At 63.1% G+C, this 14,846-nt stretch carries 17 protein-coding genes and 1 pseudogene; 6 read left to right on the top strand and 12 right to left on the bottom strand.

From position 1 onward, the window contains the following. From ACOZKU_RS02560 to ACOZKU_RS02545, 4 genes and pseudogenes are all read left to right on the top strand, one after another. Positions 1 to 167 (top strand): annotated as a pseudogene (locus ACOZKU_RS02560) (ribonuclease HII); the annotation flags it as partial. 74 nt (positions 168 to 241) lie between these two features. Continuing rightward, positions 242 to 556: an ArsR/SmtB family transcription factor gene (locus ACOZKU_RS02555; RefSeq protein ID WP_421577527.1), complete on the top strand. Its 315-nt coding sequence runs from the start codon at positions 242 to 244 to the stop codon at positions 554 to 556. Then, the gene (locus tag ACOZKU_RS02550; protein ID WP_314087166.1) at positions 553 to 906 is read left to right on the top strand and encodes an SRPBCC domain-containing protein; all 354 of its coding nucleotides are present in this window, start codon (positions 553 to 555) and stop codon (positions 904 to 906) included. The genes ACOZKU_RS02555 and ACOZKU_RS02550 overlap by 4 nt, the downstream gene beginning before the upstream one ends. 41 nt (positions 907 to 947) lie before the next feature. Continuing rightward, entirely contained in the window at positions 948 to 1,571 is a 624-nt protein-coding gene (locus ACOZKU_RS02545) for an ATP-dependent Clp protease proteolytic subunit (protein ID WP_421577526.1), read from the top strand. A gap of 74 nt (positions 1,572 to 1,645) precedes the next feature. On the opposite strand, the gene ACOZKU_RS02540 is transcribed toward ACOZKU_RS02545, so the two are convergent. The 12 genes from ACOZKU_RS02540 to ACOZKU_RS02485 form a co-directional block, all read right to left on the bottom strand. After that, complete coding sequence (locus tag ACOZKU_RS02540; RefSeq protein WP_421577525.1) at positions 1,646 to 2,131, bottom strand: F0F1 ATP synthase subunit B; 486 nt, start codon at positions 2,129 to 2,131, stop codon at positions 1,646 to 1,648. Between the two features lie 11 nt (positions 2,132 to 2,142). Then, positions 2,143 to 2,796, bottom strand: coding sequence for a F0F1 ATP synthase subunit B (locus ACOZKU_RS02535; RefSeq protein WP_421577524.1), 654 nt, complete (start codon positions 2,794 to 2,796; stop codon positions 2,143 to 2,145). Positions 2,797 to 2,884: 88 nt separating this feature from the next. After that, positions 2,885 to 3,112 (bottom strand): F0F1 ATP synthase subunit C, encoded by a 228-nt coding sequence (locus ACOZKU_RS02530; protein WP_117368645.1) that lies wholly within the window; start codon positions 3,110 to 3,112, stop codon positions 2,885 to 2,887. Positions 3,113 to 3,178: 66 nt separating this feature from the next. Continuing rightward, the gene (locus tag ACOZKU_RS02525; protein WP_117368643.1) at positions 3,179 to 3,931 is read right to left on the bottom strand and encodes a F0F1 ATP synthase subunit A; all 753 of its coding nucleotides are present in this window, start codon (positions 3,929 to 3,931) and stop codon (positions 3,179 to 3,181) included. 60 nt (positions 3,932 to 3,991) lie between these two features. Continuing rightward, complete coding sequence (locus tag ACOZKU_RS02520; protein WP_314087160.1) at positions 3,992 to 4,387, bottom strand: AtpZ/AtpI family protein; 396 nt, start codon at positions 4,385 to 4,387, stop codon at positions 3,992 to 3,994. Between the two features lie 268 nt (positions 4,388 to 4,655). Continuing rightward, complete coding sequence (locus ACOZKU_RS02515; protein ID WP_421577530.1) at positions 4,656 to 5,831, bottom strand: cell wall hydrolase; 1,176 nt, start codon at positions 5,829 to 5,831, stop codon at positions 4,656 to 4,658. 231 nt (positions 5,832 to 6,062) lie between these two features. Beyond that, on the bottom strand, positions 6,063 to 7,964 hold the full coding sequence (locus ACOZKU_RS02510) for a potassium transporter Kup (protein WP_314087159.1): 1,902 nt from the start codon (positions 7,962 to 7,964) through the stop codon (positions 6,063 to 6,065). A gap of 14 nt (positions 7,965 to 7,978) precedes the next feature. After that, positions 7,979 to 8,962, bottom strand: a complete 984-nt coding sequence (locus ACOZKU_RS02505) for a magnesium transporter CorA family protein (protein WP_421577523.1) — start codon at positions 8,960 to 8,962, stop codon at positions 7,979 to 7,981. 153 nt (positions 8,963 to 9,115) lie between these two features. Then, positions 9,116 to 10,315 (bottom strand): Mrp/NBP35 family ATP-binding protein, encoded by a 1,200-nt coding sequence (locus ACOZKU_RS02500; protein ID WP_421577522.1) that lies wholly within the window; start codon positions 10,313 to 10,315, stop codon positions 9,116 to 9,118. 121 nt (positions 10,316 to 10,436) lie between these two features. Then, positions 10,437 to 11,180 (bottom strand): LuxR family transcriptional regulator, encoded by a 744-nt coding sequence (locus tag ACOZKU_RS02495; RefSeq protein WP_314093520.1) that lies wholly within the window; start codon positions 11,178 to 11,180, stop codon positions 10,437 to 10,439. An 84-nt stretch (positions 11,181 to 11,264) separates the two neighbouring features. After that, positions 11,265 to 12,002: a helix-turn-helix transcriptional regulator gene (locus ACOZKU_RS02490; protein ID WP_421577521.1), complete on the bottom strand. Its 738-nt coding sequence runs from the start codon at positions 12,000 to 12,002 to the stop codon at positions 11,265 to 11,267. A 263-nt stretch (positions 12,003 to 12,265) separates the two neighbouring features. Continuing rightward, positions 12,266 to 13,048, bottom strand: coding sequence for an IclR family transcriptional regulator (locus ACOZKU_RS02485; RefSeq protein WP_421577529.1), 783 nt, complete (start codon positions 13,046 to 13,048; stop codon positions 12,266 to 12,268). A gap of 104 nt (positions 13,049 to 13,152) precedes the next feature. Here ACOZKU_RS02485 and ACOZKU_RS02480 point away from each other — a divergent pair, with 104 nt between their 5' ends. Further along, the gene (locus ACOZKU_RS02480; RefSeq protein ID WP_421577520.1) at positions 13,153 to 13,914 is read left to right on the top strand and encodes an SDR family NAD(P)-dependent oxidoreductase; all 762 of its coding nucleotides are present in this window, start codon (positions 13,153 to 13,155) and stop codon (positions 13,912 to 13,914) included. After that, positions 13,914 to 14,831, top strand: coding sequence for a 2-dehydro-3-deoxygalactonokinase (locus ACOZKU_RS02475; protein WP_421577519.1), 918 nt, complete (start codon positions 13,914 to 13,916; stop codon positions 14,829 to 14,831). Before ACOZKU_RS02480 ends, ACOZKU_RS02475 begins: the two co-directional genes overlap by 1 nt. Positions 14,832 to 14,846 lie beyond the last annotated feature (15 nt).

The following is a 14,846-nucleotide window of genomic DNA, read 5'->3' as shown; positions in this document are numbered from 1 at the left end:
CCAAGGTCACCCGCGACCGTATGATGGCGCGCGCTGAAGCCACCTTCCCCGGCTACAGCTTCGCTATCCATGCCGGCTATGCCACCGAGATCCATCGCACCGCCATCCAGACGCTTGGCCCCTGTCGCCTTCACCGCATGAGTTTTCGGCCCCTGCGGCAGGACTGACCGAGCGCGGTGCTATCGTTCGCCGCCTCTCTATTGCCATTGCAAATCAGATAAGTCCGTGCTTATCTGATTGCATGATCGAGAATGAGATTTTCAAGGCTCTGGCCGACCCGACCCGCCGTGCGATTTTCGAGAAGCTGGCGGACGGCGCCATGAATGCCAGTGCACTGCGCGAGGGCATGGAGATCAGCCAACCGGCGATGTCCCAGCATCTGGCGGTGCTGCGCGGCGCGGGCCTGGTGTGCGAGAAACGGCAAGGGCGTTTCGTGAACTACCAGGTCGATCCGGAAGGCCTTGCACGGATTGCCGGGTGGCTCGCACGCTATCGCGCCTATTGGCCTGCCCGCATCGATGCCCTGAAGACTTTGCTGAAGGAGATGGACCAGTGAGTGACAAAACATCGGACCGGCCGGCGACAGACCTCGTCCTGGAATACGATCTCGATGCGCCGCCCGAAAAGGTCTGGCGGGCCATCGGCATTGCCGAGTTTCGCAAACGCTGGCTGCCGGACAGCCAACTCCTCGACAGCGCGCCGGTCTCCACCGTACCGGGAGAAGTGGTCCGCTACAGGCTGCAGGATGACGAACCGCCCCATCTCGAAAGCCTCGTGACGTTTCACCTCAGCCCCAACGAACGGGGTGGAACCACGCTCCTCATCGTTCACGGCCTCAGCGATGCAAGGCTCACGCAGCCGCAAGCCACGAACGACAACAGGCTCACGCTGATGCGCGCCGCCTGACATAACCTTCCCACACCAATCAACATGACAGGAGTTCGCCGATGCGCGAAGCGATGCAACTCGTCCCTATGGTGGTCGAGCAATCAGCGAGGGGCGAACGCTCCTTCGATATCTATTCCCGGCTTCTGCGGGAAAGGATCATCTTCCTCAATGGCGAGGTGAACGACGGCATGTCGGCGCTCGTCTGCGCACAATTGCTGTTCCTCGAAGCCGAGAGCCCGACGAAACCCATCCAGCTTTACGTCAACTCGCCGGGCGGCGTCGTCACCAGCGGTTTTGCGATGTACGATACCATGCGCTACATCCGCGCGCCCGTTCACACGCTCTGCATGGGCACAGCGCGTTCGATGGGCTCGTTCCTACTGATGGCCGGCGAACCGGGCACACGGGCCGCCTTGCCCAATGCCAGCATCCTCATTCACCAGCCGCTTGGCGGCTTCCAGGGGCAGGCCTCAGACATGCTTATTCATGCCGAGGAGATCCGCAGGACGAAACATCGCATGACCCGGCTCTACGCCGATCATTGCGGGCGCAGCTTCGAGGAATTCGAGCGTGCGATGGATCGCGACCGCTTCATGACAGCCGAGGAGGCGCTGGAATGGGGCCTGATCGACCGTATCCTCACCGAGCGCGAGATCGCCGAAACGCCCCGGCCGGAGGCCTGATCCGCCTTGCACACAACGAAAAAGGCCGGGGCCACATGGCGCCCGGCCTTTTCAAATCTTTCCATGAAAACCGCTTAGTTGAGGCGTGTCTTCACTTCGCTGATGGCGTTGTCGAAGAGGGCTTTGCCGGTGGCGGCGTCGGACTTCGAAGCGATCACCTTTTCGGCGGCGGCAACGGCGAGGTCGACGGCGGCGGCGCGCACCGCGTTGATCGCATCGGCTTCCGCCTGCTTGATCTTCTGTTCCGACAGCGCCGTGCGGCGAGTGACGTATTCTTCGGTCTTCTGCTTGGCTTCGGCGGTCAGCGCGCTTGCTTCGCGTTCGGCGGCAGCGACGATGCTGGCAGCTTCCGCCTCGGCATCCTTGCGCTTGCGCTGGTATTCGGCGAGCAGGTGCTGGGCTTCCTCGCGCAGACGCTTGGCTTCCGCCAGCTCGTTCTGGATCTTCTCGGCGCGAGCGTCGAGACCCTTGGCCATCATGCCGGGAACCTTGAGGTAGGCAATGAGGGCAAGGAACAGCAGGAGGCCGACAAAGGCGTAGAATGTTGCGTCGAAGTGCATCGAAACCTCCCTTACTTGCCTGCGACCGACTTCACGGCGGAAGCGATCTCGGCTTTGGTGGCCTTGGAGCCGATGAGCTGCTCGACGAGAGCGGTCGTCGTTTCCTCGGCGATCGTGCCGACATCGGCAAGCGCCTTGGCCTTGATTTCGGCGATGCGGGTTTCGGCACCGGCGATCTTGTCCTGCAGCGAGGCTTCGATCTTGGCGCGTTCAGCGTCGGCCTTGGCCTTGGCTTCGTCGCGGGCGGCCGAAGCGATCCCATTGCCCTTGGCACGGGCGGATGCGAGGTCCTGCTCGTAGGCGGCGATCGCGGCGTCGGCTTCCGCCTTCAGGCGGGATGCTTCGTCGAGGTCCTGCGCGATGCGGTCATGGCGCGTCTCGAGGATGCCGCCGATGCGCGGAATAACGACCTTCGACATGAGAAGGTAGAAAAGACCGAAGGTGATCGCAAGCCACAGGAGCTGCGATGCGAACGTGGTCTGGTCGAAAGGCGGGAATACGCCGGAACCGGCTTCCTCACCATGGGCAACACCCGTTTCGGTGTGCACTTCGCCTGCCGGCTGAGCCGCATGCGTATCCGCAGGGGTCTCATGCGTATCCGCAGGAGTTTCCGCCTGGGCGATTTCGAAGGGGGTGGACTCGGCCGATGCCAAGGTCACAGACATGCTGACCTCCAGGGGGCACTCTCAGATATGTACGAAACGTACGATGGACCACGGCCCGCAAGGGCCATGGTCCAGTCCTCAGCCGATCTTAGACGGCGAAGAGGAGGAGGAGAGCGATGAGCAGCGAGAAGATGCCCAGAGCTTCCGTAACGGCGAAGCCGAATACGAGACGGCCGAACTGGCTGTCAGCAGCAGACGGATTGCGAAGAGCGCCGGCCAGGTAGTTGCCGAAGATGTTGCCGAGGCCGAGAGCCGTACCGGCGAGACCGAACGTGGCAAGACCTGCGCCGATGTACTTTGCTGCTTCCGCTTCCATGTTGAACTCCTTGAATGGGTTGTTGCGGCTTATGAGCGACGCCCGAGAGCGCCGGCGACTTTTTCCTTAGTGACCACCCGGATGCACGGCATCGTTCAGGTACATGCATGTCAGAACTGCGAAGACGTAAGCCTGCAGGAACGACACGAGGAATTCGAGACCGGTCAGAGCGACGGTCATGAAAAGGGGCAGGATCGCACCGGCGACACCGACGGCGCCGAGGGCGCTGAGCGAGGTAACGAAGCCGGCGAAAACCTTGAGCGTGATGTGACCCGCCAGCATGTTGGCGAAGAGACGGATCGAGAGGCTGATCGGACGCGAGAGGAACGAGATGACCTCGATCGAGACGACCAGCGGGAGCAGCGCGCCGGGAACACCCGACGGCACGAAGAGCTTGAGGAAGCCGAAACCGTGCTTGTAGAAGCCATAGACCACGACCGTGCCGATGACGAGCAGCGCAAGCGCGAAGGTCACGATGATCTGGCTGGTGACGGTGAAGAAGTACGGCATCATGCCGAGCAGGTTCGCGGTGAGCACGAACATGAAGAGCGAGAAGACGAACGGGAAGAACTTCATCCCGTGGCTGCCCGCCCCTTCCCGGAGCATGGAGGCGATGAATTCATAGGACATTTCCGAGACCGACTGCATGCGGCTCGGAACCAGGCCGCGCTGGCCGGTCGTGAAATAGAGGAAGCCCGTGGCGACCGCGACGGTGGCGACCATGAAGAGCGAGGCATTGGTGAACGAGAAATCGATACCGCCGATTTCGATCGGAACAATCTTGTTGACCAGGAACTGGTGGGTCGGATCGTTGGACACCGTTTATCTCTTTCGCTTGCCCGCCTTGCGGCGGAAGTCACCCTATGTGGAATTCCGCCGTCAGGCGTCATCCCTCGTTTCGGTCTCGTCGCGTCCGCTCGCCGGCTTTTGGAGCTCCCGCCCCGCCAGCCTGTCGACGGGATGGGGCGATGCCACCATGCCTGCCGCGCGCATGACGTTCAGAACGCCGGCACTGAAGCCGAGGAGAAGAAGAACGATCATCCCCCACGGCCCTGTACCCGCAAAATGGTCCAAAAGATAGCCTAGAAGCGCCCCGACAATGACGGCTGCGACAAACTCGCTCGAGAGCTTCATGGCGACTGCGTAACCCGATCGGCTCGCGGCTGCCCTTGCCTCGGCGGCTTCCTCCGCCCCATCCGTCTTGCGCTTGTCCGCGAGTTCCGCGTCCAGGCGCTTCAGCCGGTCTTCCAGACTTCCCTTTTGATCGTCGGCCATGGCGCTTCCCATTTCTCTCTCCGCGGCGCTTTCGCCCCATTGCGGACATATTGAAGGCTAGGATTCAAGCCATACCGACCCCTTTCGAAGTCGGCCGCAACATAGTTTTAGGTGCCCGCATAGTCAAGGCATGGCGAAGCTTTGTGCAGCGTCAAATATATTAAGATAAATCAATGATTTGCGAGGAATCGCGCGCGACCCGCGACTTCTCGTCCCGGGAATCGTCTGCGCAAGGGTGCGGACTCACCCCAGCGCGAAAGCAGAAGCCTCAGCTCCAGCCCCCGCCATAGGTGCGATAGAAGATATGCTTGCCGATCTTGGCGACGCGCTTCATCGTGCGGCCCCAGTGCGGGTTCACATAGGTCGCGTGGTAATGGGTGGAGGAGCCGACTTCGTCGATCCAGATCTTGCCGGCCGTGACGGCCATGGCGATTTCCTTGGCGGTCTTCCAGTGCCAGGGCGAGAGGATCAGGTCGGGAATGCGGTCGCAGGCGAAGGAGAACTGGCAGCGGCCCCGCCAGTTTTCGTTCTGGTAGACGACGCCGCAGATGGTTTTTGGATAGGATGGGTTACGCACGCGGTTGAGGATGACCTGCGCGACGGCGGCCTGGCCCTTCAGCTCCTCACCGCGCGCCTCGAAATAGATGCCTTCCGCAAGGCACTTCTGCTCCTTGGCGGAGAACACTTCCGCCGGCAGAACGCTTGCCGCCCAGGCGTGGTCATCCGGCGCGATATCCGGAATGAAGCGGCCGACGTCCTCCTTCGGCTTCAGGATCGAATCGAAGGGAGATTCCCGCGCATAATCGGGCTCGACGCGGGCATAAGCTGTCGCGAGGACATCGGCCTTGTCGCTGGTCACGAGTTCGGCGATGGCGGAGGAGACGCCGATATCCTTGCGGACGGGTGTCTTCTTGTAGAAGGCCGTGGCGATCTGAATTTCCTTGCCCTTGATCTCCGCCTTGGCGAAGGCCATGCGCTGTCCGGTGTCGAAAACCGGCGAGAGCAGCGAACTGGTGCGCTCGAGGATCGAGCCCGCGGTGAAATCCTTCGGCGGCAGGACGGGCATGACGGCGACGATTCGGCCCTTCTTGTCGCGGCGATTGACGCGGTCCTCGTCGGGAATTTCGCCCTGGCCCTTGTGTTCGCTGCGCAGCGCCGCCTGCATACCGTCGGGGAGTTGCACCCCTGCTCCATTCTCGACGCCGCCGGTGATCATCGCATCGGCGAATTCGATCTCGATTTCGTGGACGGAGCCGGCGGGCGAGCGGGTCAGCACCATGGTCTGGTTGCCGCCCTTGCGGTTGAGGCCGGCGAGATAGGTGGCAAGGTCCGTATGGGCGGCCTGCGTGGGCAGGACGGCGGCGATGCCGAGGCCCAGTGCCAGGGGGATTTTCCATTCCCGCTTCAGATACGCGAAGAAACGGCCTGCACCTGCATGACGAATGCTACGCTTACGCAACTGACTACTCCGCACCCTGATGCGCGTGCAGGCTCCCGCGCCGGTTTTGATCGGCGTGTGTTTCCTGCCCGGAATGTTCGTAGGGAGCCTATCCGCGCCGAAGCACGGGCCTCTTGACGGCTCGTTCTCAGGGTAAAATGAAGCATTAACCTTGATGGTTGGTTAATGCTGATAAACCGCTTTGAGGGAGGCGGTCACCTCCCCTTCACATTTGCGTCAGATCACGACATGCGAACCGAGCTCGACCACGCGGTTGGTCGGCAGGCGGAAATAGTCGGAGGGGTCGGTGGCGAGGTTAGCGAGGGCGATGAACAGCCTGTCTTGCCACATCGGCATGCCGGATTGGGCATCCGGCACGAGCTTGCGCCGGCCGAGATAGAACGAGGTCGACATGATGTCGAACTTGTGGCCCGCCTTGCGCATCAGGCCGAGCGCGTTGGAGACGTTCTGCGTTTCCATGAAGCCGAAATGCATTTCGATGCGCGAGAAGCGTTCGGAGATCTTCTCGACCTTGAAGCGCTCGGCGCGCGTGACGCGTGGCGTGTTGGCCGTCTTGACCGTCAGAATGAAGTTCTGCTCGTGAAGCACGTGATTGTGCTTGATGTTGTGCAGGAGTGCTGCGGGCGCGAAATCCGGATCGCTCGTCAGGAAGATCGCCGTGCCGGTGACCTGCACGGGGGCATGCGCACTCTGCTTTTCCACGGACTTGATGAAGGCCGGCAGGGGCACTTCGATGCGCCGGGTCTTGTCGCGCAGGATGCGCGTGCCGCGCGTCCAGGTCCACATCAGGATGACGACCGCACCGGCGATCATGACCGGCACATAGCCGCCGTCATGCACCTTGAGCAGGTTCGCACCGAGAAAGGTGAGTTCGAGCAGAAAGAGCGGCGTCAGGATCGCGGCGGCTGCGAGCGGCTTCCAGCGCCAGCGCTTGCGCAGGAATTCGAAGGCCAGCACCGTCGTTACCACCATGGCGCCGGTGACGGAGATACCATAGGCCGTCGCCAGCGATTCGGACGAGCCGAAGATGAAGACGAGCAGCATCACGCCGAACAGCAGCACGGTGTTGACGCCCGGCAGATAGATCTGGCCGGTCTGGGTTTCCGAGGTGTGATAGATTTCCATGCGCGGCAGGAAGCCGAGGTGGATGGCCTGGCGCGTCAGCGAGAAGGCGCCGGTGATGACCGCCTGGCTGGCGATGACGGTTGCAAAGGTCGCGAGGATGACGACCGGCAGCAGCGCCCATTTCGGGAACATCAGGAAGAACGGGTTGGCGATCGTCTCGGGATGGGCAAGCACCAGCGCGCCCTGACCGAGATAATTGAGCGTCAGCGCCGGAAACACCAGACAGAACCACGCCCACTGGATCGGCCGACGGCCGAAATGGCCAAGGTCCGCATAAAGCGCTTCGGCCCCCGTCACCGTCAGGAAGACGGCGCCGAGCACGACGAGGCCGACATAGCCCTCGTTGAGCATGAAAACGACGGCGTAATAGGGATTGAAGGCCGCAAGAATGCCCAGATCGTCGCTGATGTGATTGAGGCCGGCGACGCCCATGACGATGAACCAGACGGCGGTGATCGGCCCGAAGAATTTGGAAACCGCTGCCGTTCCCCAGGACTGCACGGCAAACAGCGCGACGAGAATGACCACGGAGATGGGCACGACATAATCGCCGAGCGTCGGTGTCACCAATTCCAGGCCCTCGACGGCGGAGAGAACCGAGAGGGCCGGCGTGATCATGGCATCGCCGATGAAGAGCGCGGCACCGATGGCGCCCAGGAAGAACAGGATATGGGCGTGGTTTCCCGCCGTCTTCGACAGCAGCGCCAGAAGCGACAGCGTTCCGCCCTCGCCGTGGTTGTCGGCGCGCAGCAGGAAGAGCACGTATTTGAGCGTGACGATGATCGTCAGCGTCCAGATCATCAGCGAGATGAGGCCGACGACCTCCACGCGCTGGATGCCGTCATGGGCGACCGGGCGCAACGCCTCGCGGAAGGCATAAAGCGGGCTGGTGCCGATATCGCCATAGACGACGCCGACGGAACCAAGAGAGAGCAGAAACAGCGTGCGCGCCCGGCTTTGGGTGTGCGGTGCGCTACCGGCATGTGGTTGCATGGGGCGATCAGGCTCTAGAGCCAGCCTTTCCAGCGAAAGAAATAGAACGGAAGGATTGCCGAGAGAACCATCCCCGCAAGCGTCAGCGGATAGGCATAGGCAATGTGCAATTCCGGCATGAACTCGAAGTTCATGCCGTAGATGGAGGCGATCAGCGTCGGCGGCAGCAGCACGACCGAAGCAATCGAGAAAATTTTGATGATGGCGTTCTGCTCGAGGCTGATGAGGCCGAGCGAGGCATCGAGCAGGAAGGTGATGTTTCCGGCGACGAAATTGGCGTGCTCGAGCAGCGACTGCACGTCGCGCTGAACGGTGCGGCAGAGCTCGAGGCTCGCGCGGTCGGATTGCAGCGCCGGCAGCGCATGAAGGAAGGTCAGCATGCGCGACAGCGACATCAGGCTGTCGCGCGCCTTGGCGAGCAGCCGGTGCAGGGCCGAGACCTGCACGACGCGGTCTTCGAGATAGCGCGGCGGGCGGCGCGACAGGTGCCGGTTTTCGCCGAACACTTCCAGCGACAGCTTGTCGGCGCGCGACACCGCGATCTCGAGGATTTCGGCGGTGCGGTCGGCGATGGTTTCGAGCAGCCGCGTCAGCATGACCGTCGACGTGGAACAGCCGCCCGCGATACGGGGCATCGCGCTCTTGAACAGGACGAAGGAGCGTGGCTCGGCATAGCGCACCGTCAGAAGCTTGCTGGCGGTCAGAATGAAGCCGACATCGGTCAGGTGGGGCAGATCGCCCTCGGCCTTCACGATCAGCGACGCGGTCATGTAAGTGTGGGCGCCGTCGGTATAGAGGCGGCTCGACGGCTCGATGTCCTTGAGTTCGTCACGGGTCGGTATTTCAAGGCCCAGCACCCGCTCGATCAGCAATTCCTCGTCGCGCGTCGGCGTATCGAGATCGACCCAGACGGCGCCGGCAAGAGCGTCGGCGGCGGCAGAATCGGTCTCTGTGGGCAAAGCAAGCGCCTTGCCATTGGGACGGAAAACCGTGATCACCGGCGAATGGCTCCGGAACGGACCATCGCTCACACTCCCTCGCGCAATCGCGCGTGATTGGACGCCACCATCAGCGGTCGGCCGCGCATATTGCGCGGCGCAACATAAAAATCAAGTTACCAGCCGGAACGCCCGGACACAGGAAAAGTTCGGCTATTCGAAGACGATGGCGGGTGCACCGCGCGCGCCCTTGCCCTTGATGGCCTCCAGCTCTTCCCAGACGCGGGTGGCGATCGCGCGATAGGTCTTGGCTGCCGCCCCTTCCGGGTTGGAAACGACGACGGGCGTGCCGGCATCCGAGGTCTCGCGGATGTCCATGGTCAGCGGCACCTCGCCCAGGAAGGGCACGCCGATGCGCTCGGCCTCCTTGCGCGCGCCGCCATGGCCGAAGATGTCGTAGCGGTTGCCGGTATCCGGCGCGATGAAATAGCTCATGTTCTCGACGATGCCGAGCACCGGCACCTCGACCTTCGAGAACATGTTGAGACCCTTGCGGGCATCGATCAGCGCGAGGTCCTGCGGGGTGGAGACGATGACGGCGCCGGCAAGCGGCACCTGCTGGGCCATGGTGAGCTGGGCGTCGCCCGTGCCGGGCGGCATGTCGACGACGAGCACGTCGAGATCGCCCCAGGCGACTTCGCGCAGCATCTGCATCAGCGCCGACTGGATCATCGGCCCGCGCCAGATCATCGCCACCTCCTCGTCGACGAGGAAGCCCATCGACATGACCTTGATGCCGTAATTTTCCATCGGCTTGATGATGCGGCCCTCGATCTGCTGCGGGCGGCCGGAAATCTTCAGGAGGCGCGGCATGGAAGGGCCGTAAATATCGGCATCGAGAATGCCGACGCGCAGGCCGTTCGCCTTCAGCGCCAGCGCGAGGTTGACCGAGGTCGTCGACTTGCCGACACCGCCCTTGCCCGAGGCGACCGCGATGATGGCGCCGACGCCGGGAATGCCCGATTTGGCGCGCTGCTGCGGCTGACCGGGCGCGGCGTGGGCGTGGCCCGCATGATTGTGGCCGGCATGGCTGTGATCGGCAGCACCCCGGCCCGGCGGCGGGGGTGCGGGCGCGCGGGCGGCGGCGGGGCCGGTCGCGGCGCGTTTGTCGGCCGTCAGCGCCACCATGGCCGCCTTGATGCCGGGGATTTCCTTGACGACGCGCTCTGCGGCGGCGCGCATGGGATCGAGCTCGCGGGCACGTTCTGCCGGCACGGTGATCGAGAAATAGGCCTTGCCGTCGGAAATGAAGACGTCGGAAACCATGCCGAGATCGACGATGTTGCCGTCCATGTCAGGACCGCGCACCGAGCGCAGCCGTTCCAGCACCTGTTCCTTGCTTACGTCCGTCATGAAATCCTCATCCACCTGCCGCGGGATTGGCCCGCAGCCTTCGTAGATAGTGCACGAAAAGGCAGCCGCCAAACGAATTTACCAGCGATAAACAGCGGCATCCCTGCCTGAAGGCAAGAACCTAGGCGATCAGCCCGCGGCGGATCGCCTTCACCACGGCCTGGGTGCGGTTGACCGCCTCCAGCTTCCGGGTGACCTGGTTGAGGTAGTGGTTGACCGTGTGCTCGGAGAGGCCGAGGATTTCGGCGATTTCCAGGCTAGTCTTGCCCGCCGCCGTCCAGCTGAGGCACTGGATCTCGCGCTCGGTGAGCACCACCTGCCCCGACTTCCAGGCAGCGCCGATCTCGGCCAGCCGGTTGAAGAGGTGCACGGAGATCATCTGCAGCATCAGCCGGTCATCGCGGCTGAGCGACGCATTGTCGCCGCCCCAGACGATCGCGCCGCGATTGCCGAGCGCGTCGTGCACCGGAAAAAAGTGCCCGACGAGCATGCCGTGACCGTTCATCACATCGAGCAGCTCGGTGAAATCCGTCTGTTCGGAGGATTCGCCGATCCACTCGCGCATGTCGTAGGTGAACGGCACCGTCGTCAGCCGCAGTTTGCGGATGCCGGCGCTGTGGCGCACCATGCGCAGCGCGTCGTATTTGCCGATGATTTCCTGCGGCCAGTTGCTGACGATGGAATAGGCCGAGAGTTTTTCTGCCTCGAAGCCGGGCAGCGTGAAGACAATAAAATATTTCAGACCGTATTGTTCGCATTTGCGCCGCATGTAGCGCACGATGTCGAACTGGGTCTCAAGGGCCGCGATCTCGCTGCCGTCGTCCTGGAGCTGGTTTTCACCGCCGCTCGTTTCATCCGTTGTCATTGTTCCCCGCATTTCTTTTGTCGCCTTGGGCATTTGGAGCGGGACCGTGCGCATTCCAGATTATCTCAAGGTGTTTTTTATGCATTAGTTCAAAAGGCCGGCGCGGATCGCCTTGGCGACCGCCTGGACCCGGTTGACCGCATCGAGCTTGCGGGTCGCCCGGTTCAGATAATGATTAACCGTATATTCCGAGAGGCCGAGGATTTCGGACATTTCAACGCTCGTCTTGCCGGCCGAGGCCCAGGACAGGCATTCGACCTCGCGTCGCGACAGGGTCACGTTCTGCCCCGCGGCAGCTTTCAACTCGACGACTTCGGTGAAGATGAGATTGGCCATGGCATTGAGTTCGGCCATCTCCCGCGGATTGAGCGCTTCACGCGTGCCGCCGAAAGCCAGCGCCCCGCGCAGGCCGGCGGAATTGTGCGCGGGAAAATAGGCGCCGCGCATCATACCGTGTTTCTCGAAGAGGGAGGCCGCAATCGCCGCCTTGCCATCGGTGCGGCGGCGATTGGTGCCGTCTGCATCGTAGGTAAAGGGGTTGGTGCTCTGGCGCAGACGCTCGATAACGGGGCTTCCGAAGATCAGGCCGGCATGGTCATAGGTCTTCAGCATCTCGTCCGGCCAGGACGTCATCAGCACGTTCGACGAGAAATCCGTGGAGGTTTCCGAGGGAACATTGATCAGCAGGTAGCCGCGCAGGCCAAAACGCCGGGCGAGACCCTCGAGCTTTTCAGCAACATCGTCCTGCGAGCCCATGTCCAGCGGGGCACGGCCCCAGCGTGTCTGGGATTGCGCAGATATCGTATGGAATCGATCCGCCATGTCCAACCTTCCTTCAGCAACGCACGCACCCGCGCGGCAGGCCCTGCCGACACAATGCACTGCTTGCTTCAGGAACCCCCGTATCCCAATGCAAGTATGTTCGATGACCCGCGCTCAAGTTCGCGGCAAGCGACGCAACTGCGGCGCTGGTCGTCACGGAAGCTAATGGCGGCCCCCATCCACGTCCAGCGCGATTTTCTAATTTACCGTAAAATGGGGGCACAAGACAACCGTGTGACCATTTACGGACCACTCACCACGACTTACCGTTGCGGACCAAGGCGCGCGGACAGGTCTCCCATGATTGCACGGGCCGCTTCGCCCACCAGCGGCGCCCATTCCGAAAGCTGCGCCTCGCTGACGCGGTAGGCCGGTCCCGTCACCGAAACGCCCGCCACCAGCGAGCGGCTTTCATCGAAAACCGGCGCGGCGACGCAGCGGATGCCCGGCTCGTGCTCTTCCCGGTCGAAGGCGATACCGCTCTTTCTGATACGGTCGAGCTCTGCGATGAAGGAGAGCCGGTCGGTGATCGTGTGCGGGGTAAACCGGCGGAATTCCATGCCGGCCAGAACCGCCTCCAGCGCAGCGGTGTCGAGCGTGGACAACGCCGCCTTGCCGACACCGGTGCAGAAGGCGGGCGAGGCATTGCCGATCTGCGAATTCATGCGCACCGCCTGCCGGCTCTCGACCTTGTCGAGATAGATGATCTCCCGGCCGCGCAGCACGCCGAAATGCACAGTCTCGCCGGTCTGCCGATGCAGCGCCTCCAGAAAGGGCGCGGCGACAGCCCGGATTTCGTTGCGGGCCCAGCTTGCCGAGGCGAGCTTGAGCAGGCGAAGGCCCGGGACATAGGCGTGGTCGGGCCGCAGCTCCAGAAGCCCTTCCTGCACGAGATGGGAAAGCTGGCGATGCAGCGTGCCGCGCGGCTGGCCGCTGACGGCGAGCACATCGGTAAAACGCAGCGGGCGGTCCGAAAGCGCCACCGTTTCGAGAACAGCCATCGCTTTTCCGAGCGTGCCCGTACCGCCCTCGCCGTCCCGCTCCATTTCCATCGTGCCGCACCTCGCATGCTTGACTTGCGACCAGGCTAGCGGAATAATTCCGAATAATCAAACTCGGTTCCAAATAGTGGAACATTTTGGAGAAACCCATGGCCGGCCGTTATCCCGACCTCGTCGGACAGGGCGTGCTTATCACCGGCGGCGGCTCGGGCATCGGGGCTGCCCTGGTGGCCGGCTTCGCCGCGCAGGGTGCCCGCGTCGCCTTCCTCGACATCGCCGAAACGGACAGCCGGGCGCTCGTCTCAAACCTCGACGGTAAGGTCGCGCACCGTCCTCATTATATAAAGGTAGACCTGCGCGATATTGCGGCGCTGCGTACGGCCATTGCCGAGGCGGCCGATGCGCTCGGCGGCCTGCGCGTCCTCGTCAACAACGCCGCACGCGACGACCGGCACGATCTGGAGACCGTCGAGCCCGACGATTGGGACGAGAACCAGGCGGTCAACCTCCGCCACCATTTCTTCGCCGCCCAGGCCGTCGCGCCCTATATGCAGAAGGCCGGCGGCGGGGCGATCGTTAATTTCTCCTCCATCGCCTATCTGCTCAACATGGGCGAGCTTCCCGGCTATGCGGCGGCGAAGGCCGGCATCGTCGGGTTGACGAAATCGCTCGCCGGCAGGCTCGGCCCGGACAACATTCGCGTCAACGCCATCCTGCCCGGCATGGTGCTGACGGAACGCCAGAAGCGCCTGTGGATCGACGAGGCCGACATCGCCGGCGGCATTGCGCGGCAGTGCCTCAAGCGCTCGCTGATCGCCGATGATCTGGTCGGCCCCTGTCTTTTTCTGGCGTCGGATGCATCCGCCGCCATCACCGCGCAAACATTGATTGTCGATGGAGGCATGCTCTGATGACTGAACCCGCTTACGTCGCGGTCGACTGGGGAACCTCCAGCTTCCGCCTCTGGCTCATCGGCAAAGATGGCGGGGTGCTTGCCGAACGCCGCAGCGGCGAAGGCATGACGACCGCCGCCCGCATGGGTTTTGCAGAGGTCCTGAACAGCCACCTCTCGGCCACCGCCGCGCCGAAAAACCTGCCCGTCCTGATCTGCGGGATGGCCGGCGCAAAGCAGGGCTGGGTCGAGGCCGGCTATCTCGACACACCTGCCGCCCTTCTCGACATTCCTGCCGCCGCCGTGTGCATTCCCGGCGTCGAGGCCGATATCCGCATCCTGCCCGGCCTCGCCCAGCGCGATCCGGCCGCACCCGATGTCATCCGCGGCGAGGAAACCCAATTGCTCGGCGCGGCCGGCGAACTCGGCAATGGCGATCACCTCGTCTGCATGCCCGGCACGCACAGCAAATGGGTGCGCCTCTCGGGCGGCCGGGTCGAGGGCTTCTCGACCTTCATGACGGGCGAGCTGTTTGACGCCGTCGCCAAAAACACCATCCTCAGCCATTCGATTGCCGAGGCCGGCCCGGTCTCCGGCGGCAGCGATGCCTTCCGCGCCGCCGTCAGCCGCATGGTGAGGACCCCGGCGCTGGCGACGAGCCAGCTGTTTTCCGTGCGGGCCGGCGCCTTGATCGCAGGCCTCAAACCTGACGATGCCAAGGCCCGCCTCTCCGGTACGCTGATCGGGCTGGAGATTGCCGGCGCGCTGTCGCTGGTTGCCGCGGGCACGCCGGTCGCCCTCGTCGTTTCCGGTGGGCTCGGCACGCTCTATGGCGAAGCCCTTGCCGCCGCCGGCCTTACGCCCGTCGTCATCGATGCCGATACGGCCGTCCGCAACGGCCTTGCCGCGGGTGCGAAAGCGCTCTGGTCCCTCTAATTCCTCCCTACGAAA

It is taken from the genome of Shinella sp. M31 (assembly GCF_049199205.1).
GTDB lineage: Bacteria > Pseudomonadota > Alphaproteobacteria > Rhizobiales > Rhizobiaceae > Shinella.
Note: the sequence above shows the minus strand (reverse complement) of the source record. Positions and strands in the feature narration are given on the sequence as shown.